Origin of the sequence: Mariniflexile gromovii, assembly GCF_017814435.1 — a bacterium.
Taxonomy (GTDB): Bacteria; Bacteroidota; Bacteroidia; order Flavobacteriales; family Flavobacteriaceae; genus Mariniflexile; species Mariniflexile gromovii.
The window spans coordinates 45,441-67,737 of the sequence record NZ_JAGJCB010000003.1 but is presented as its reverse complement, the minus strand read 5'-3'; the positions used below and the strand labels follow the sequence as shown (position 1 = coordinate 67,737).

The window sequence follows — 22,297 nt, the reverse complement described above, 5'->3', positions numbered from 1 at the left end:
TAAACATTTGTTCTACGAAGCTAATTCACCACTTTGATTCTCTTTTGCGATTCCTCCTTTGTCGGAATGACAAACCAGAACGATTTTACTTATTATATTAATGTTCAGTAGCCTCCTCGGTGCTTGCTGTTTTATAAATATCTACAGGCACATCATTTTTTTGCACGGTTCCTGATGTGGTTCTTCCGTTTTTAACAATCCGTTTTAATTCTGCGGTCAATTTCTCGACTACTTTTGGATATTTTTTGTAAACATTCGTCGTTTCCTCCTCATCCTTTTTCATGTTATACAATTGAATTTCTGGGAGATTCTTTTCCCTAGCAACCTTGTCCGTTGGATTTGTCCAACCTCCAGAACCGGGTGTTAATTCCAATTTCCATTTTTTATTTCTGATTGAAAATTTCCCATTGATCGAATGATGCACCACCAAATTGTAATTGGTTTTTGCCTTTTTATTTTTTAACATGGGCAAAATGCTATACGAATCAACTCCCGTATTTTCTGAAATATTAAAACCTGCAATTTCTGCGCAAGTAGCCATTAAACTGGTTTGACAGATTAATTTATCGTTCTTTGAATTTGCTTCAACTTGACCTGGCCAACGTACAATAAACGGAATTCTGTGGCCACCTTCCCAAATATCAGATTTATATCCCCGGAAATTGGCGCTTGGATAATGACCAAATTCCTTTTCCAACTTATCTGCTTTTGCTACTGGAGCAGAACAGCCATTATCACTTGTAAAAAACACCAAGGTGTTTTCTGCAATGCCGTTATCTTTTAATGCTTTTAGCACACGACCAACGGCATCATCGGTTTCTATCACAAAGTCGGCGTAAGCACCCATACCGCTTTTACCTTGCCAAGCTTCAGAAGGCACAACGGGACTATGAGGTGAATTCAAAGCTAAATACATAAAAAATGGCTGGTCTTTTTTAGCTTCTTTAGCAATGAATTCCGTAGCATGGTCGCCTAAAAATTGCAACATTTTTATGGGCGGCATGTGGTCTATGACCTTATCATCTTTTATAACGGTATTCATGGATGCCGAATGGTGAAACCCTATGTACGAATCGAAACCACGAGACACCGGACCGTTAGGCACATGAGCGCCAATGGGTGCATCTAGCAGTTTTTTGCCTTCGTATAAATCGTATGGTTTTCCGTTTTCATCTAAAAAATTAAATCCTAAATGCCATTTTCCAAGAGCAGCTGTTTTGTAACCTGCTTTTTTTAACATGGCAGGAACTGTTTCGAGATTCTTATCAATAAGTGGTTCAAATTCGTCTCCTCCTCGTAATACCCCTTCTTGCAATCTGGAACGCCAAGCATAACGACCCGTTAAAATAGCATAACGTGATGGCGTGCACACCGCTGAAGCCGAATGCGCATCGGTAAACGTCATGGATTCCTTAGCAAAAGCATCAATTTTTGGCGTGGGTATTTTTCCTTTTTCAGGGTTTAAAACCTGTACATCGCCATAGCCTAAATCATCACAAATGATATAAACAATATTGGGTTTTTGCTGTGCCGTTGCGTAAGTTGCAATCAACAAAAAAATGAGTACTAGTCTTGAAAATTTCATATCTTATTTTAATCTTATTTCGGTTATAGCTCCTAATAATTCACCTTTATCGTTGAACAAGCCTGCTTTTAAAAGTTTTTTAGGAACTGTTTTAAAATCACCTTCATATTTTGTTGAATGGATGGTTGGCTCGCTGCCATCTAATGTATAATGAATGTTATAGCCTACGGTTTCAGTCTTTAAAAATACAATTGCTTCTGTATTCAATTGATCGATAGCAAAAGCTGGATACACGGTAAACATGCTTTTTGCTACATTAACACCATATTGTTCAAGTCTTTTAAAATGATCGGACACTAAGGCATTTTGAAAACGCTCCCAACTTTTAAGTTTCGGATTGCTCCAAGATACCTCGGCACTTGCCAATGTTCTTGGGTACAACATATATTCAAAGTGTTCTTCGGTAGGCGTAAATTCTGCCCATAAACTGGCTTGATTTCCTAAAACCCTGTTGGCTTCTTCGGTGGTTAATTCTGATGGAATGGGCTCATGATTATACACTACAGATAATGGCAATACCGAATTTGGACCTTCGGGTTCCATAAATGTTGGCCCTTGCACCCGACTGATATACGAGTGCAAATACGAGGTCATAATAGTTGGATAACCTTCTCTTGGCGCCTGTAATTCTGGGGTATGCATGCCTCTTCGCCACGCCATAATTGTGGCACCTTTCACGCCATGACCGCTTAAAACTTCGTCCCAACCTATCATGGTTTTCTTTTGGGCCGTCACCATTTTATGCATGCGCTGAATGAAATAACTTTGCAATTCTTCTTCATCTTTCAAATTATTATCCTTCATTACTTTCTGGCAATGCGGACATTTTTTCCAGTTGCTCTTGTTGCACTCATCGCCACCAATATGTAAATATTTTGATGGAAATAAGGCTGCCACTTCTTTTATAATATCTTCTAAAAATGTATAGGTTGTTTCTTTGCCAGCACACAAGGCGTTATCTGGTGCTTTACCGCCCACGGCCACTTCAAAATTTACGCCTTCAGGCACCTCATCATAACAAAATAAATGCGGATACGATGCTATTAACGCTTTACTATGCGCAGGCACATCAATTTCTGGTATAATTTCTACATTTCTAACTTTAGCATAAGCAATGATTTCCTTCAATTCTTCTTGGGTATAGAAACCACCAACGGTTTTAGGTTCATCGGCAGTAGCGGCTTCACGTTCCCACCATGCAATGCCCGTTCTATCGGCTCTCCAAGCGCCTTTTTTAGTAAGATTTGGATATTTTTTTATCTCGATGCGCCACCCTTGGTCGTCGGTTAAATGCAAATGGAATTTATTTATTTTATAAGATGATAACACATCAATCTGCTTTAGCAAAAATTCTTTGGTTTGAAAATGACGCGATACATCGGCTAAAACACCTCGCCATTGAAACCTCGGATTATCGGTAATGGTCATGCTTGGTATAGCGGTTGTTCCTTTACTCCCTGCGGGAATGGTTTGTCTTAAGGTTTGAAAACCATTAAACATACCGGCATAATCGGTAGCTTTTATGGTGATACTGGATGGAGTAATTTCTAAAATATACCCTTCAGGTTTAATCGCTGCATTTCTAACTTTTTCAAAAAGGATGTAATTAGACCTTGTGGTTACACGACCCGTTTTTATAGCAAGTTCCAATCCAACATCATCTCTAAATTTTGATGAAATTATTGATTTTAGGTTGGCTTCATAACTTTTTGGGATGAAAACCTGCGTTTCATTACTTAATTTAAAACCACCTGGTTGCATCACTACAGACTCAGGCTGCGGAATAAAAATGTTATTAATTTCCTGAGCAATTCCGCTTATGGTTAAAAGAAAAGTTACTATAATAAATACTAGTTTCTTCATGTTTATAATTTTTCAGCAATTAGGTTTGCTACTTGTTTTCCTTGTGCTGTTTTACCTAAATTGTTGTAATGCACATCGTGTGGTTTTATATGCCATTCTGCAGCATTTGGTTTTGTAAAACTGTACAAATCGTTAATTTCAATAGAAGGAAATTTAGCTAAAACTTCTCTGGCAGCTATGTTATATTTTTCGCTATCGCCCGAAATCCGTCCATCGGCACCTTCATCGGGAACTGCCGTGGTGGTGGCAAAAATTAACTTCGCTTTAGGATGCTCTTTTTGCAAGTAAAGACAAATCTTCTCTAAATTTTCTTTGTATACTTCAATACTGTTTACTTGTTTGCCGTTTACTGCATCCAGTTTTCCATTTTTAAGATATTTTAAATCGTGCAGGCCTACATTAAAATGAATCACATCCCATTTAAAATCCCAACCACCTTTTAAATACGGTTGAAACATGGTTTGTTTTAACTTCTCCATTTTAGGAATAAACGTATCGCTGGATCCGCCATTATTAAAAATTCTGTAAACATTGGCTTTTCCTTCTAATTCCTTTCGAACCGTTGGTGTATACCCTATTGAAATAGAATCGCCATACAGCAATACCTTTGGGCGTTTAGGTTCTGGACTTACATAATCAAAAGCTTCGCCTTTATTAGCTAACTTTTTCCATGCTTCTCTACAAATGTCTTCATCATAACTACTTCCAAAAATACGTGTGGCTCCACAAGAAGTGGCTCCTATAAATAAAGAACCAGCGCCTAAATATTTTACAAATTCTCTTCGTTTCATTACTTTTTCTTTAACTATAAACTCACTGAAATGGTATTAAACGACTTGGGATCAACCATGACCTTAATTTGCTTGTCATTAATATTTAATTGGATGTCGCGGTTTTCTTCACTGTTGTTATAAGCAAGAACAACCACTTGTTTGCTAGCTTCATTATAAAAAACGATGGCTTGGTCGTCATCACCAGATGAAGCTAATTTTACAGAACCCGGTGCTACAAAAGCACTTAAATGCTTCATTAAATAAAACTCCGGATTGTAGCGAATGGCTTTGGTTTTGCTATCAATAGAAATCATGGAATTTTGCTTCCAACCCCATTGACTTTTCCCGGTTTCATCTAAAACCATATTCCAGTACATGTATGAATTGGCGCCATTTTCAAAATAATGTTTCATTAAGTTGAAGGTGTATTCGGCTGCTTTCCAATCGTTAGAACCATCGCCACATTCGGTCTCCGTTTGCATTAATTGCACCTCTGGATATTTAGCATGCACCGCTTCTATTGCGCCTTTTCCTGCCCATTGAAAACCGACACCTTTAATATAATCTTTGGCGTTTTTGTATTCTATTACATCTGAAACTCGCTCTATTTGTGGACGCTCAACCGTACCCAACCATATTTCAGCATCTAAATTATCTGCTTTGAATTTAGGTCCTAAATAATCTGAAATGAAAATTCCTAAATCTTGCGGCTTCCACACACATGATGGGAAATTTTGTGCTGAATTGTATTCGTTTTGAACGTGAACCGCTGAAATATCGATGCCTTCTTTTTCATAAGCTTTTACAAACTTTGAAAAATACAAGGCGTAAGCTTCAAAATATTTTGGTTCTGTGATGAAACGTGATACTAATTCTTCGGTAGAACTCCATTCTTCAGGTAAATCATTAAATTCCGGATTGGATTTACAAGCGTAATGTTTGCTGTGTTTCATCCATGATGGCGGACACCAAGGTGACGCCCAAATTTGGATGTCTGAATTTATCTTTTGTGCTTCTTTTATGTAGGGAATGAGTCGTTTTTTATCACGGTCTATGGAGAAATTTTCCATGGCAAAATCACCTTCCGTTTCGTTATGGCTGTACCAATCTACCGCATAATCGTTCGCACCAATGGGCATTCTGCATATATTGAATTTACACCCTGTTTCCTGACTGAATAAATCGTTTAAAATTTGTTGTTTTTCTTCTGAAGTCACCATTCCTAAAGCTTCCCATCCCAACTCATTGAAACAGCCACCAAAACCATCTATTTTTTGTTCTCGTTTTTTAGTATCGATAGCAATAGAAATATCTGAAGCCTTTTTGCTTTTTGAAGGTTTGTATTTTTTAGTAACCCAAACTTCGTTGTTGGTTGAACTAACCCAACTTACTTTTGGTTTTTGTGCGTTTGCTGTTAAGACTAACAGAAGTGCGCATATTGTTAATTTTAATATCTTCATTGTCATTATTTTACAGTTAAAATTCCTCTTAAACGAATGTCTTTTGATGAAGCTCCTATCATGATTCTGAAATCGCCTGCTTCTACCAATCTTTTTAAATCTTTATCAAGCATGGACAATTCCTCTGGTCCTAATTGAAAACTTAGTTTTTTAGTTTCACCAGCTTTTAATCTAATACGTTGAAAGCCTTTTAATTCTTTAATTGGTCTGGACACCGAAGCTAATTCATCTCGTATATAGAGCTGAACCACTTCATCGCCATCTACGGAGCCTGTGTTTTTTACAGTAAATGAAACGGTGATTGTTTCATCTGGATTGATGTTATTTTTACTGAATTCCAAATCTGAATAATCAAAAGACGTGTAACTCAATCCGTAACCAAACGGAAACAAGGGTTGCCCCGTTAAGTTATGATAATTATCGCCTCTACCCGTAGGCTTATTGTTGTAATATAACGGACATTGCGCCGCATCAACAGGAAACGTAACTGGCAATCTACCTGCAGGGTTTTCATCCCCAAAAAGAACATCAGCAAAACCGTTACCACCATTTTCACCAGAATACCACGCCATAATAATACCATCCACATCGTTTATCCAGTTTGCCATTGTGATAGCGCTACCACCAACCAATACTACTACGGTTGGTTTTCCTGTTTTGGCTACCGCTTTAATTAATGCTTCTTGATGCCCAGGTAAACTCAATAAAGCGCGGTCTTGAAACTCACCTTCGTGAATACCTGCAACAACTACGGCTACTTCACTTTTTTTTGCAGCTTCAACAGCTTCGGCAATTTGTTGTTCCCATTCGTTTTGATGTGTCGCATCCCAAACCAATTTGAATTTCGCATTTCCAGCCGATTCGAAAAACTCAATTTTAATATCGTATTCTTTTCCTGCTTCAAATGAAAAGGGTTTTAAAACCGTGTTATACGATTGTTTTTGCCAATTATCAATAAGTAGTTTACCATCTAAATACATACGGTATCCATCATTTCCTTCTATACCAATATTGAAAACACCTGTTTTTGGCGCTTTTAATTTTCCGGTCCATCGTACCGAAAACCAATCGTATGGCAAACTTTCATGAGGTGAAAAAAGGGTCCATCCAAACTGTAATTTCTTGTCTGTGCGCTCCACTTTTGGTTGTCCGCTTAACTTAATATTATCAAAATACGCCCCACTTAAGCCTTCAACTTTTTTACCATCTTCCATAGTTGATAAAAATGACGACGCCACTACCTGATAATTTTCTTCTTTAAAAGCAACACCAGGAGCGTAGATAATATTTTCTTTTCCTATTTTATTTGAAACCCCTTCCAACATAGAAACCACATTGTTTCCAGGGCCACTATAACCACCCAAACGGGCAGCTTTAGCATCGTAACCAATAAGTGCCATTTTTTTAACGGACTTACTTAACGGAAGGACTTTGTTTTCGTTTTTCAACAACACCATCGATTTAGCTGCTGTAACTCTTGCCAATTCCCGATGCGTTTTATGTCCGTTCCAAACTGCCGCTTCTTTAGCATCCACATAAGGATTTTCGAATAAGCCTAACTCGAACTTAATGGTTAAAATGCGTCTTACCGCCTCATCAATCGCTTTGATATCGACCATCCCTTTTTCATAGGCTTCCCAAAATAATGGGTAGTGATTGTAATTGGTTTGAAACAACACATCCAATCCTGCTTCTACAGCATCTTCGGTAGCTTCGGCATAATTCGCTGCTGTAAAGTGCAAGACGTTAGCGCCACCAACAGCACCCGCATCTGAAATCACGAAGCCTTTAAAGCCCCATTCATCTTTTAATTTTTTGGTGAGTAACCATTCGTTTGATGTACAAGGTGTGCCGTCTAACGAATTATAGGAGGTCATAACCGATCGTGCGCCTGCTTTTTGAAATACAGCCTTGAATGCAGGGAAATAAACCTCTTCAAGTAAACGCTCGTTAAAATGGATTGGGTAACTATCTCTACCTCCATCTCCCACATTGGCAACGAAATGTTTTGGAGATGTGATGATGCCCTCTTTTTCAAACTGACTGATGTAAGAAACCGCCATTTGAGTTGTTAAAAATGGATCTTCACCATAGGTTTCTTCGGTTCTACCCCAACGCACATCGCGGGCAATATTTAATACGGGCGACAAAATTTGACGAATGCCTCGTGTTTTGGTTTCTTTAGTAATAGCACGTGCTACGTTACCAACCAAGGTCGTATCCCAAGTGGCGGCCAAAGCAATGGCTTGTGGATAGGTGGTTGCCCCATCGCGCGCCAAACCATGCAAGGCTTCATTAAAAGGGATGATTGGAATTCCTAAGCGGGTTTCTTTTATAAAGAATTTTTGAAGCTCGTTAATTTCCTTAGCCATATTCTCTGCAGTACCTGTAGAACCATAGTCCATGATTTGTTCTGCAGCGTTATCATTTTTTCCTTTAGAAGAGATTTGAAAACCGAAAATACCATGCTTCAATTTATCTTTTCCGATACTTAAATCGCCCGGAATCATAAACATTTGCCAGAACTTTTCTTCTAGCGTCATTCGGCTCATTAAATCTTTAACACGTTCTTGTACTGGTAATTTTGGGTTTTTATAAGGCGGATCTTTTTTGATAGAAAAGGCAAATGACCCCATAAGAATCCCTCCTAAAAACATTATTATCAACCCACTTTTTATGCTATTAACTCTTCCCATTTTCTTTTTTATTAACCTGATTTTAGTTTTATTTTAATGCTTCTAATTGAGGCCACGCATCAACCTTATCATTGCTTAGTTTTTTCCCTTTGGTGCTACGTCCTTCATTAATAATTTTCAGCAATTCTTTACGATATTTTTTAATCAATTTAGGATTTTTAGCTTCCAAATTGTTCGCTTCAGCGACATCATCTTTAACATTATAAAGCTGAACTTTAGGTAAGGCATCATATATTTCTTTCTTCGTATTTTTATTAGGATAGCTCCAGCCGCCCGAACCAGGGCCAAACACCACTTTGTAATCGCCTTTTTGATACGCAAATGTGCCATCAACCGAATGGTATACTATGCTTTTCCTTAAAGGTAAACGTGATTTTATGTTTGTAACTGCAAGATGGCTGTAGCTGTCTTCGGCAACATCATCAGCATAAGTCGCTCCAATAACATCTGCCACGGTGGCAAAAAAATCGGTGGTACAAACCATTTGATTGGTTTTATTTGGTTGGATATGTCCTTTCCAAGTCATGATATAAGGTACGCGATGACCGCCATCATAAATATCTGACTTAGTCCCTCTATATTCATAACTCGGGTTGTGTCCTTTCGATTTTAATTGTTCAAAGTTTGCTGTTGGAGAACAACCGTTATCGCTGGTAAAAACAATTAAGGTGTTTTCTGAAATACCATTTGCTTCAAGCGCTTTTGTGACTTCACCAACTACCCAATCGACCATAATTACAAAATCGGCATAAGGATTATCTAAACCACTTTTTCCTTGAAATTCTTCGGTAGGAAGAATGGGTGTATGTGGCGCCGGAAGTGGCATATATACAAAAAATGGTTTGTCTTGATTGGCGTTTTTATCAATATAACTTACGGTGCGTTTTGTGATTTCCGGCAGCGCTTCTTCATGTACAAAATCGTCTGCCGTTAACCCTTCGCGCAAAGTGCCTTGTTTGGTTTTTCCTTTGGTTGTTTTTGTAGGGACACTTGTTGGCATCCCATTTTCTACCCAAACATAAGGAGGCATATCTAAAGAGCCACAAAATCCGAAACTATAATCGAAACCATGAGGTTGAGGTCCGTTTTTAATAGGTTTTGTAAAATCGACTTCTGGTCGTGCATTTAATTTATCAATATCCATGGAGCCTTCATTTTCAATAGTCCAATCCCAACCCATATGCCATTTTCCAATAAAAGCTGTTTGGTAACCATGGTTTTTTAATAAATCGGCAACGGTTACACGTTCTTCTTTAATTAAAGATTTAGAATACCCACTTAAAACACCTTCTTTTAAAGTTGTTCTCCAATTGTAACGGCCTGTAATGATACCATAACGTGTAGGGGTACAAACAGCTGAACTGGTATGCGCATCGGTAAACATCACACCGTTTGATGCTAACTGATCAATATGAGGGGTTTGTATTTTAGAATTTTCGTTATACACCGACACATCGCCATACCCTAAATCATCAGCCAAAATGTAAATGATATTAGGCTGCGACTTTTTTCCATCTTGGGCAAATGAATTAAAAACCGTTAATAGTGATAAGAGAATTATGTATGTTATTTGCGACATTCTAACTGTTTATTTAAATTTTTAATGCATATATTGTTTTAAGTCCATATCAAAATCTGTCATCATTTTACGTAACTTTTTTACGAGCTTCGGATTGGCATCTGCTACATTGTTACTTTCGGATATATCATTTTTTAAATTATACAAAGCTACCTCACCATCAATAATTCGTAATTTCCAATCGCCTTGTCTCACCGCTTCTAACGTGGATTCTTTGTAATAATAAAATCCTTTTTTTCTATGCGGTGATTTCCCTTTTTTGGTTCCTGAAAGCAAGTGCCAAATATTTTTTCCATCAATCGGTTTTTCAGAAAGTTGTGCGTCTGTTAGGTAGGCAATGGTTGGCAAGAAATCAATAGTCGATGCTACTTCATTAGAAATACTACCTGGTTTTATTTTCCCTTTCCACTGCGCAATCATGGGAACTCGCATACCGCCTTCTAAGGTTTCATTTTTGAATCCTCGCAGTGGTAAAGCGCTACCGCCTTGTTCGTTTTCTAAATTCCAAGGACCATTATCTGAAGTAAAAATCACCAAGGTATTTTCATCAATTCCTAGTGATTCTAATGTTTTCAAAATTTCGCCCATACTCCAATCTAATTCTTCAACCGCATCGCCATACATTCCACGAGCACTTTTCCCTTTAAAATTTTCAGAGGCATATAGCGGCACGTGCGGCATGGTGTGCGCTACATACAAAAAGAACGGATTGTCTTTATTTTTCTTAATAAAATCAACAGCTTCTGAAGTATATCTTTGCGTTATGGTCGATTGGTCAACCGGATATTCGATGACCTCGTCTTGTTTCATTAAAGGCACTTTTCTTCCGCGCCATTTTTTCTCACGTAAACTATCGAGGGTCATGCCTTCTCTAAAAACAATATTTTTTGACACTTTAGATTTTGGATTCACCGACATATCATTACTAAACGGAATGCCGTAATAAGTATCGAAACCCTGCATGGTAGGTAAATACTGCGCTTCATCACCTAAATGCCATTTGCCAATGCAGGCGGCGGCATAGTTTTTAGTTTTAAGCATATCGGCTATGGTTAATTCCTGATTTGATAAACCCCCAGGTAAATTTGGCCAAAACACTTTAGGAACACCGACACGAGGTGGATAACATCCCGTTAAAAGCGCAGCTCTTGACGGCGAACATACGGAGGAAGCTGCATAAAAATCGGTGAATTTTATACCATCTTCTGCCATTTTATCAAGGTTTGGTGTTTTGATTAACGGCGAACCAAAACAACCCACATCTTGATAGCCTTGATCGTCTGTAAAAAAGATGATCACATTCGGTTTTGAGTCCTTAGTTTGTCCAAAAACCGAAAGATTCCAACTTAATAAAATGAATATGACACCTAGTATTTGCTTCATTTTTAATGCTTTTTATTCAATAACCCATCAAATTTGTAGGTTTTACCTTTTTCTGTTTGAAATTCAACCACCTTATCATGGTATGCCAATTTACATGGCAACCCCTGTTTAGAAGTTACTTCAATATCTGTAATTTTTGAATGTTTCCATTTGAAAGACAACTCAAAACCACCGCGCGCAACGATGCCAGAAACTTCACCTTCAGATAAATTATCAGGGAGTGCCGGCAATAATTCTATTTTGTTTAACTGACTTTGTAATAACATTTCCAAAATACCCGAAGCGCCACCAAAATTACCATCGATTTGAAACGGTGGATGTGCATCGAAAAGATTTGGGTACGAACCACCACCTACTTTTCGTTCTTCATGTTCGGCAGGACTTAATAGATTATGCAATAATTTATAAGCTCTGTTGCCATCTCTAAAACGTGACCAAAAATTGATTTTCCAAGCTAAACTCCAACCTGTACCACCATCACCTCTATATTCTAAAGATTGTTTTGCGGCTTGCATTAAATCGGGTGTATCTTCATAATTTATGTCCTTTCCAGGATGTACCGCCCATAAATGCGAAACGTGACGGTGATGATTTTCGGGGTCGTCCACATCTTCCATCCATTCTTGTAACTGCCCATGTTTTCCTATTTTGTTAGGCGCAATTTGAGGAATCATGGTTTTTAATTTTGCTGAAAAATCCTGATCGGTATTTAAAATAGCTGAAGCTTCAATAATGGTTTTGAACAAGGCTCTGATTAATTGATGATCCATAGTTGGGCCAGCCACTAAACCGCCAATTTCTGGAGAATTAGATGGTGAACTTATTAAATAACCCGTTTTGGGATCTTTGTATAAAAATTGAGAATAAAAAAGAGCCGCATCGCGCATAAGCGGATATTTTTCCTTTAAAAATTCTGTATCCTGCGTAAATAAGTAATGCTCCCAAATATGCGAACTCAACCAAGCGGCTCCACCTAACCAAATACCGTGATGCGAAGCGTTTACCGGAGCAGCACCTCGCCAGATATCCACGTTATGATGTACAATCCAACCTTCGGCATTGTAATGTTCTTTTGCGACTATTTTTCCTGTTTGAGCAATGTCCTCAATAAAATCGAATAAAGGCTCGTGGCATTCGCTCAAATTATACATTTCAACAGGCCAATAATTCATTTCCAAATTGATATTGGTGGTATAACTACTGAACCATGGCGGATTTAACTTATCGTTCCAAATACCTTGAAGTGTTGCTGGTTTGGTACCTGGGCGACTACTCGCAATCGTTAAATAGCGTGCATATTGCACATACAGTGCCACCAATTGTGGATCGTTGGGGTCTTTCCAAAAATCGTAAATTCTTTTTTCTGTGGTATTGGCTGATTTTCCGTTATCGCCAAAATTTAAATTGAAGCGATTGTATAAGGATTGATAATCATTTACATGTTTATATTTTATGCTACTGAATTTTTCGTTTGAAACCTTTTCCAAAATAGCAGTGGTAATGTCTTCAGGATTGCCCGATACGTCTTTAAAATTGATGAAATTAGTAGCTGCCGATAAATAAATAGTTGCGTTTGATGCTTTGGTGATTTGCAACTTTCCATCAAGCACTTTCAACTTACCGTTGGTGGTTATCTTCAAGGTGGCGATGCCTTTTAAAACACCATCCTTCACTTTTACTTCTAAAGTTTGAGAATTTCCATTAGTTTTTATCGATTTATCTTCGTGAATGGCATCTAACCACAATTCAAAATTCAAAGCTTTCGATTTGCTTGACGTTAAGTTTACCGCTAAAATTTGATCTGGAAAACTAGAAAATACTTCGCGCTTAAAAGTCACCTTACCTACCTTATAGGAAACGCTATGTATGGCATTATTTAAATCTAATGTTCTGTTATAATTGGTGTAATTTTCATGACCTTTGAACGCTAAATACAAATCGTCAAACGGTTGATAAGGCACTTGTTTTAAGGGTTCGCTCATAAACTTTTCTTGTGCTAAGTTTTGAGCCTCTCTTTGTTTTCCATCTGAAAGTAATTGTCGTATTTCAGCTAAATAGTTACCAGCACCTTTATGTGAATAATCGTGAGGTTTACCAGCCCAAAGAGTTTCTTCATTAAATTGAATGCGTTCTTCTGCAACGCCTCCAAAAATCATGGCACCTAAACTACCATTTCCTATAGGCAGAGCTTCTGTCCAAACCATGGCAGGTTTATCATAGGATAATTTAAAGTCATTTTGGGCTTGCAAAGTACAGGTACAAATAAGCCATAATATGGATAGTTTTTTAGTCATTTTATTTCTTATTATTTCCATCTAATTACCTTTTTTAAAGCTTAATTGTCAAGCAATTTAATTACTTGCATTCACATCTTTTTCCCATGCATCCAATGTATCTAACATGCCTTTCACCAAATCTGGATATTGTTTTGCTAGATTATTATTTTCTCCTAAATCGTCTTTTAAATTAAACAGCAAGGGTTCTGAATTTTTATTATTCAAAATCAATTTCCAATCGCCTTGACGCATGGCTTTTCTTCCGGCATACCCCCAAAACAAATCTCTTTGTGGTAAAGCTTCCCCTTTAATCAAATTATTTTTTAGGCTGATGCCATCTATGTTTTCTGGTTGTTTACCCCCTACAAAATCCATAATCGTGGGAAATAAATCCATAGTTAAAATGGTTTCGTTATTAATTTGATTGGGCTTAATTTTTCCAGGATACCAAGCCATGGCAGATACCCGATGACCGCCTTCAAATAAGGTTGATTTGTAGCCTCGTAAACCACCATTGCTTCCAACTTTTTGGGAAGCACCATTATCTGAACAAAAGAAAACAAGTGTATTTTTATCTATTTTAAGTTCTTTTAAGGTTTTCATCACTTCTCCAACACCTTCATCCATCACTTCAACCATTTCTTTGTAAATGTTGTTAAGTTCTTCATCTGATAGTTTGTTCTTTTCTTCAGACCCGTCGTTTAAAGAACGTATTGCTGCCGATTTACGCCCTTGAAAGGGTCCATGAGGTGCTTCGTGTGGAATGTAAAGTAGAAAAGGTTCGTTTTTATGACGTTTTATAAAATCTACAGAGTGCTTTGTAATTAAATCGGTTGAATAGCCTTCTTCATTTTTTATTTTATCACCATACCACCAATCTTCATAACCTTCCTGATCGATATGCGAGTGATAATCTACATTACCAGAAACATAACCAATATATTCATCGAAACCTTGGTTAATGGGGTTGAATTCGGTTTGGTATCCTACATGCCATTTTCCGAACATACCCGTAACATAACCAGCTTCTTTTACAGCTTCGGCAAATGTTTTTTCGTTGGTATCTAAACCTTTATCGCGATCGTGTTTTGCCGTAACCACGCCATCAATTCCCACGCGTTGTTGATATTTACCCGTTAAAAGTGCCGCTCGCGTAGGACTGCAAACAGACCCATTAGAATGAAAATCGGTAAACTTAATACCTTCGGCCGCCATATTGTCTAAATGAGGCGTGTTGATTAAGGTGCTGCCATAACATGATAAATCGCCATAACCCAAATCATCGGCCATAATGATGATGATGTTTGGTTTTTCTTGTTTTTGAGCAGCACAACTTGTGATGTTAATTACAAGACATAGGACAACTAAAAAACTATTAAGCTTCCTATTTACCCTTCTTCCAAAAAAAGGTTTGTTGTAACTAATCATTCCAATGTTTTTTGATAATTTCCAATATTTCGGGATTATTCGCATCTAAATCGCCTACAACTTTTCGTTGTTTGAGGATTTCCTGTTTCATTTGCTTGATAATCTCTTTATATTTCGGATCGTTATAAGCATTTCGTAATTCATTCGGGTCTTCTTTTAAATCGTAAAAATCCCAAAATTTAGTTGGCTGTTCTTTCGCTGAATAGTTGTTTTCTTTAAGTGCGTTACCATAGAAAAACGCTAATTTGTAACGTTCACCACGAATTCCGAAATGGCCGGGTCTATCTTTTGAATGTTCCCAATAACGGTAATACCCATATTTACGCCAGTTTTTCGGTGTATTACCTTTTAAGTTTTCGCGGAAGCTATGTCCCTGCATGGTATTTGGATATTCAATTCCTGCGTAATCGGCAAATAAGGCTGAGAAATCTACATTCTCGATAATATCTTTGTTTCTGGCACCTGCCTTCACTTCTTTTGGATATCGAATTACAAAAGGCATGTGGATGGATTCTTCAAAAATTAAACGCTTATCGAACCAACCGTGTTCTCCTAAAAAGTAACCTTGATCTGCAGTATAAATAACTATCGTGTTTTCTGCAAGTCCTGATTTTTCAAGGTAATCCAACAATTTACCAATATTATCATCAATAGCCGCGCCACATCGCAGAAAATCTTTCACAAACTTTTGATAGGTTTTCATGCGCGCTTCTTCATGTGTTAAACCATCTACCGAAAAAGGTAACTCTGGATAATTCATAAAATCTTTTCGCAATGATGGATCTGCCGTAGCATCTAAGTATCGTTGCTTTAAATTATCGATGGATTGCCCTTTAAACGACCTTCCTGTAGTTTCGGCACCATTATCATAAAATGATGCTGGCACTGGTATATCTACATCTCTGTATAAATGACTAAAACGCTCTGGATAATCGTAAGGTTCGTGCGTAGCTTTAAAATGACACATGGCCATAAATGGCTTGCTTTTATCTCTGTTTTCTATCCAATCGGTAGTCATTTGGGTGATAATATCGGTGCTAAAACCTTGGTATGGTTTTCCGCCACCGTAATAATCTTCCCAATTATCTTTGGTTTTCATGATGGGGTTCCAGTATTCACCTTGACCCGGCAACACACAGTAATAATCGAAGCCCGCAGGTTCTTGCTTTAAATGCCATTTCCCAATAACCGAGGTTTGATACCCGCCTTTTTGCATTAATTTTGCAATGTTGTTATAATCGGGAGACAAGCCATTACCTAAGGTTGTTATGCCATTAATATGGCTGTATTGCCCTGTAAGAATGGTAGCTCTACTTGGTGTACAAATAGAATTTGAAACTAAACAATTTTCTAAAAGCGTCCCTTCTTCTGATAAACGCGTAATGTTAGGCGTATGCACATAATCTTTTAATATACCACCATATACACCCCAGGCTTGGGATGTATGGTCGTCTGCCATAATGAACAATATATTGGGTCTTTGTGCCTCGGGTTCTAGCTTTTGCTCTATTTTATTTTTACAACTCACCGTAAAAATTAGAGCAATTAGGCTTGATACTACTAAATAATATTTTCTAGTATGATGCATTTCTTTACTTTATAACTTCTAAATTAATTTTTACAAAATCGTTAGAGGATTTACCCACTCCAATTTCAAACATTCCAGGTTCTACAACCTCCTTATCTTTTACGAAATCATAAAATGACAAATCTTCTGGTTTGATTGTAAAAGAAACTTGCGTTGATTCTTGTGGGTTTAAAGAAACTCTTTTAATTCCTCGCAAACTTTTTAAAGGTCTAACTTCTTTACTTTCAATATCTTTAACGTAAAGTTGAACCACCTCATCGCCTTTAAAGTTTCCTATATTTTTTAAATCGACTGTTAAGGTTGTATTTTCATTGCTGTTAATTTTTGATTTAGACAGCGCTACATTTTTGTATTCAAATTGCGTATAGCTCAATCCAAAACCAAAAGGATATAAGGTTTCACCTTCAAAATAACGATAGGTTCTTCCTTTCATGCTGTAATTTACAAACTGTGGTAAATCTTTAAATGTTTTGTAAAACGTAACCGGAAGTCGGCCTGAAGGATTCACATCTCCAAACAATACATTCGCCAAAGCTGTTCCTCCTAATTCACCAGGATACCAAGCTTCAACAATTGCAGGCAAGTTTTCATTTTCCCATAATACAGCTAACGCACTACCATTTAACAGTACTAAGACCACTGGTTTTCCTGTGGCGTGTAATGCTTTTAAAAGGTTTTTTTGAACCTCTGGCAATTCTATATTTGTTCTATCACCGCCTTTAAATCCGTCCCATTTCACTGGCATTTCTTCACCTTCAACATTAGGAGAAATACCTCCTACAAAAACAACAACATCCGATTTTTTAGCTATTTCTATAGCATTATCAAATGATGATTTTGTTGGTTCTTTCCACAATAATTTTAATTTGGCAGGATAACCTGCATGTACATATTCTATATTGATTGGGTATTTTTTACCTTTTTTAAGTGTTACCTTATTTTTAATTAACCTTCTTATAGGTTTTTCCCAATTCTCTACTTTTAAATCGCCTATTGAAAGCTTGTATTTCGAGTCGGCTTCTAAAGCAAAAACATATTCGCCCGTAACATCAACCTGCAATTCACCTGTAATTTTAACCGAAAAAGCGGCTTCATTTAAACCTTCAATAGGATTTAGGTTCCAATTAGAATTGATTATCCTTTCATTACGGATTTGTAACGGACTCCCTTCAAAATTTTGGTTATTATAGTAAGCAACTTGCAACCCTTCAACCTTACCATTTTTTAAAAACTGACTTGGTATGAATGACAAGGCACTGGTGGTATCGATTAACTGGCAACCAGTTTCATAATACACCTTCGTATTTGATGACACTTTAGCTTTGATACCATCGAGCGGCGTTACATAATTAGCTGGAAAACCGTTGTAGTTTCCTAATAAAACATCTAAATCGTTTGCATTAGGACCAATAACCGCTATCGAATTTAAATTCTTGCTTAATGGTAAGGTTTGATTTGAATTCTTTAATAAAACAATAGATTTTTCAGCCGTTTCAAGTGCTAATGCTCGGTGTTTTTCTGAACTTACAACACTCATTGGCGTACTTGCATAAGGCACTATTTCAACCGGGTCGAACATACCTAATTTAAATCGTGCTAAAAATATGCGTTTTAAGGACACATCAATTTCTGATTCTTTAATTACCCCTTTTTGAACGGCAGATACTAAATAACTGTATCTGTTTCCGCAGTTTAAATCGCAACCCGCTTTCACAGCAACAGCTGCAGCTTCTTCTTTAGAATCTACATAGTTATGATAATCGTGTATGTCTCTAATGGCATTACAATCGGACACTACAAAACCTTCAAATCCCCATTTTTTTCTTAAAATATCATCTAATAATTCATGACTGGCACAACATGGTTTCCCCATATATCTGTTATAAGCCCCCATGATGGAATAGGCTTTCCCTTCCATAATTGTTGCTTTAAATGCTGGTAAATAGGTGTCGTATAAATCGCGTTTATTGGTAATGGCATCAAAATAATGTCTTTCTGGTTCCGGACCACTATGTACCGCAAAATGCTTTGGCGTTGCTACTAGTTTTAAGTATTTTGAATCATCTCCTTGTAACCCTTTTATAAAATTAACACCCATTTGTGCTGTTAAATACGGGTCTTCGCCATAAGTTTCCTGACCGCGTCCCCAACGTGGGTCTCTAAAAATATTTACGTTTGGCGTCCAATATGTTAAGCCTTCATAGCGTTTAAAAGAATTGTTTCTTAAAGCTTCGTGGTGTTTTGCACGTGCTTCATCTGAAATTACGGTGGCCGATTCGAAAATTAAATTGGTATCGAAGGTAGCAGCAAGACCAATGGCCTGTGGAAATACGGTTGCTTTACCTGCACGCGCTACCCCGTGTAAACATTCGTTCCAATATTCGTGTGCTGGCACATTTAAGCGAGGAATAGCTGGAGCATCGTTCATCATCTGCCCTACTTTTTCTTCTAATGTCATTCTAGAAACCAAGTCGCTAACACGCTGTTCAAAGGATAATGATGTGTCTAAATATGGAAGTTTTTCTTGTGCCTTAGCTGTTAATGAAACGAAAGCTAAAAGAACTAAAACAGTGATTTTCTGAATTTTCATTTTTATAATGTTCTTGGTTATTTTTTATAATTCAATTCTACTACCGAAATCGTATTTGCTGGAATATCTACAACTTGGGCTTGATTATCTTTCAGCCAAATGTCGAAGGCTTTTACTTTATCTGAATCATTTTTTATGAACAGATATACATTAGTATCATCTGCCAGTGTTATGGTGTCGCCATACCATGAAGCTGATGCTACAACTTTCATACCCGAACGCATAAAACGACCAAAAAGGGCCATTGCTGCATAATCTGGATTGTAAGTAACCGTTTTTTCTTTACGATTAATTTTTATTAAGCTGTTTTGTTTCCATCCCCATCCGCTTGAAGAATCTTCATTTAAAATCATATTCCAATAACAAAAATTTGGAACACCATGATTTATAAAAGCAGCAACTTCATCAAATCGGGAAAAAGCTTGATTTATACTATTCTCGCCACCATGGCAATTGCCTTCGGTATGTAAAAATTTAATATCAGGAAAAACAGCTTCCATGTTTTCTACTTGTCTGGCATTCATGTACTGCACCCCAATACCATCAACAGCACTTCGCCATTCTTTATTTGCCACAAACTCTAGACCGTCTAATCGTTTTGCCGTTCTAAAAGAACCTGCCCAAATTTCGGCTGGTGTTTTATCTTTCTCGAACTGCGGACGTAAATAGTTAATTACAAACTCGCCCATTTGTTTCGGTGGCATGTTACACGAAGGATATTTAGTAGAAATATCTTGCTCGTTTTGAATCACTATTTTATTAACCGCAATGCCTTCTTTTGCGTACGCATCTACATATTTTGAGAAATATTTAGCATAAGCTTTATAAATTTTAGGATCGTCTTTTAATACATTTTTCTCTGGAAATTCCTCACCTCTATCCATTAAACCAGATGCTTTCATCCAACCTGGCGGACTCCATGGCGATGCGAACAACTGCATATTTGGATTGTATTTATAAGCCATCTTAATGAAAGGAATAACGCTTGTTCGTTCTCTTTCAATAGAAAACTTTTTCATTTCGTAATCGTTTGGAACTTCACTGTAACTATAGGCATCAATTCCGAAATCGCTTGCACCAATAGCTGTTCTACAAACTGTGAAATTTGCTCTATTTTTATCGAACAAATTTTTCATAATATCGTTTTGCTGATCTTCGCTTAACGACATTAAAGCTTCTCCTCCTATTTCATTAAAGGCTCCACCTATACCCGTAATGGTTTGAAACGATATATCTGGATAAATCCGAACGGAAATACCTTTACCTTCAGACTTGACATCTTGGGTTTTTATTGGGTTTGAAACAATTTCCTCACCTTCAACAAGCTTTACGTAATGCACTTTTGCATTAATTTGAGCATTTAATGACAGTGTTATTATAAAAGCCATTATAGTTGTATGAACAAACTTCTTCATGATGCTTTTACTTTTTAAATTTCGCTTTTAAAACTACAGGGTAGCTTTTACCATTTATTGCAGGCATGTTTATACTTAAACCTTTGTTGGTTTGTTTAAACGTGATGCTTCTGCCGTCATATAACTGGGTTAATGTTTTTAGATTTCCAGGATTCACTTCACTTGCTTTTCCGAAGGAAGGAATTACAAATTCGCCTGTTTTAGGGTTCATGACGGTAATATAAAAATCGTCTCCTTTTGTGGTGAATCGAACTTCGTCTGAAGCAAACTCTGGTGATGCTGTGGTTCTTTGGTTATAATGTTCTCCTTTTTTGGTTTTTTCTTCAATATCATCACCGGCATTTCGTATCTCACCGCCTTCAACATGCTCACTTTCACCTCGAACACTTTTACCGTCGCCATACACTTTCCAAGGTCTGGTACCATAAATAGCTTCACCATTTATTTTTAACCAATCGCCCACATTATCTATTATTACCTTCAATTCGCCTGGAATGGTACCGTCTGGTTTTAATTCGATGTTAAGCAACAGGTTTCCATTTTTACTAACGGCTTCAATCAGCATTTCTAAAATGGTACGTGTATCGTGGGTTAAATGTCTATCGGTTTTATAAAACCAATCAGTAAAGGTGATTTCAGATTGCCAAGGTTCATCGCGAAGGGCGTTACTTCCACCAGATTCTACTTCGTTTACAGTACCTAACTCATTCCTTTTTAAAAGCATCACTGCTTGCACAGAACCATTTTCGTTGTAATTATTGTTGTAAAGTGTGCGGGCTACTTCTTTACCATATTCACCATAGGTAAAACTAAATCCGTCGTTATATAACAAATCAGGTTTGTATTTGGTTACCAACTCAATATGGCGTTTTTGCCAGTTTTCCTTAATTTCTTCAATCACTTCTGGCGTGCGATTTTCTGGTGCAGGACCATATAAATCTGCAGGATCTAAACCTTCCCACCATTTGCCTTTTCCATCGGCTTTGGTTAAGCGTCCATCATAGGGAACGCCTTTGTATTCGCCACTTTCATCGGAACCAAAAGCGGGTTGCCACCAGTTTAAAAAACGATCGTCGTGACTGGTAACACCGAACTTTAAACCTTCCTTACGGGTTGCTTTTTCAAATTCCCCGATAATATCTTTTTTCGGACCTACATTAACTGAATTCCATGGGTGGTACGAAGAATCGAATAAATCAAAATGGTCATGATGATTCGCTAAGGCTACAATGTACTTAGCACCATTTTCTTTTGAATATTTAATAAGAGCATCGGCATCAAATTTTTCGGCTTTCCAGGAATTTATAACATCTTTAAAACCAAATTCTGAAGGGTGACCGTAGGTAAGATTATGGTATAAATAGGCCATTTTCCCAAAGGTTTGCTTGCCCACATCTTGCATGTACATGTGGCGCGCGTACCAACCACCACCTTGTTCTGGTACACTTTGTGGCCCCCAATGGAACCAAATACCAAATTTAGCATCTCTGAACCATTCGGGACATTCGTATTCTTTTGCTAATTCTTCCCATGATAAATCTTTTTCTTGTGCATACGAATAATACGTAGGACTCAAAAAAAGTAACCCCGTAAAAATCAGATATACAAAAAGATGTTTTTTTAAAAGTTTGGTTGATTTATATGGAATTAGAAAAGTCATT

Annotated in this window: 13 protein-coding genes; all 13 read right to left on the bottom strand. The window is 37.3% G+C overall.

Annotation, left to right across the window (positions count from 1 at the left end; translation table 11 throughout):
- Positions 1-97 precede the first annotated feature (97 nt).
- The 13 genes from J8H85_RS04000 to J8H85_RS03940 are packed head-to-tail and all read right to left on the bottom strand — an operon-like array spanning position 98 to position 22,296.
- On the bottom strand, positions 98-1,585 hold the full coding sequence (locus J8H85_RS04000; RefSeq protein WP_209652903.1) for a sulfatase family protein: 1,488 nt from the start codon (positions 1,583-1,585) through the stop codon (positions 98-100).
- A gap of 3 nt (positions 1,586-1,588) precedes the next feature.
- Positions 1,589-3,448 carry a beta-N-acetylhexosaminidase gene (locus J8H85_RS03995; protein ID WP_209652901.1) on the bottom strand — a complete coding sequence of 620 codons (1,860 nt, stop codon included), beginning with the start codon at positions 3,446-3,448 and terminating at the stop codon, positions 1,589-1,591.
- Between the two features lie 2 nt (positions 3,449-3,450).
- Positions 3,451-4,239 carry an SGNH/GDSL hydrolase family protein gene (locus J8H85_RS03990; RefSeq protein WP_209652900.1) on the bottom strand — a complete coding sequence of 263 codons (789 nt, stop codon included), beginning with the start codon at positions 4,237-4,239 and terminating at the stop codon, positions 3,451-3,453.
- 14 nt (positions 4,240-4,253) lie between these two features.
- Positions 4,254-5,681: a glycoside hydrolase family 30 protein gene (locus tag J8H85_RS03985; RefSeq protein WP_209652898.1), complete on the bottom strand. Its 1,428-nt coding sequence runs from the start codon at positions 5,679-5,681 to the stop codon at positions 4,254-4,256.
- Positions 5,682-5,686: 5 nt separating this feature from the next.
- Entirely contained in the window at positions 5,687-8,377 is a 2,691-nt protein-coding gene (locus tag J8H85_RS03980; RefSeq protein WP_209652896.1) for a glycoside hydrolase family 3 C-terminal domain-containing protein, read from the bottom strand.
- 28 nt (positions 8,378-8,405) lie between these two features.
- Positions 8,406-9,956, bottom strand: a complete 1,551-nt coding sequence (locus tag J8H85_RS03975; RefSeq protein ID WP_209652895.1) for a sulfatase family protein — start codon at positions 9,954-9,956, stop codon at positions 8,406-8,408.
- Between the two features lie 21 nt (positions 9,957-9,977).
- Positions 9,978-11,339 (bottom strand): sulfatase family protein, encoded by a 1,362-nt coding sequence (locus J8H85_RS03970; protein ID WP_209652893.1) that lies wholly within the window; start codon positions 11,337-11,339, stop codon positions 9,978-9,980.
- Positions 11,340-11,341: 2 nt separating this feature from the next.
- Complete coding sequence (locus J8H85_RS03965) at positions 11,342-13,654, bottom strand: glycoside hydrolase family 95 protein (protein ID WP_209652891.1); 2,313 nt, start codon at positions 13,652-13,654, stop codon at positions 11,342-11,344.
- Positions 13,655-13,690: 36 nt separating this feature from the next.
- Positions 13,691-15,043, bottom strand: a complete 1,353-nt coding sequence (locus tag J8H85_RS03960) for a sulfatase (RefSeq protein ID WP_209652889.1) — start codon at positions 15,041-15,043, stop codon at positions 13,691-13,693.
- Positions 15,036-16,631 (bottom strand): sulfatase family protein, encoded by a 1,596-nt coding sequence (locus J8H85_RS03955; protein WP_209652887.1) that lies wholly within the window; start codon positions 16,629-16,631, stop codon positions 15,036-15,038. Before J8H85_RS03955 ends, J8H85_RS03960 begins: the two co-directional genes overlap by 8 nt.
- Before the next feature lie 4 nt (positions 16,632-16,635).
- Positions 16,636-19,221: a glycoside hydrolase family 3 C-terminal domain-containing protein gene (locus tag J8H85_RS03950; protein WP_209652886.1), complete on the bottom strand. Its 2,586-nt coding sequence runs from the start codon at positions 19,219-19,221 to the stop codon at positions 16,636-16,638.
- A gap of 17 nt (positions 19,222-19,238) precedes the next feature.
- Entirely contained in the window at positions 19,239-20,636 is a 1,398-nt protein-coding gene (locus J8H85_RS03945) for a glycoside hydrolase family 30 protein (RefSeq protein WP_209652884.1), read from the bottom strand.
- A 7-nt stretch (positions 20,637-20,643) separates the two neighbouring features.
- On the bottom strand, positions 20,644-22,296 hold the full coding sequence (locus J8H85_RS03940; RefSeq protein WP_209652882.1) for an alpha-L-fucosidase: 1,653 nt from the start codon (positions 22,294-22,296) through the stop codon (positions 20,644-20,646).
- Position 22,297 lies beyond the last annotated feature (1 nt).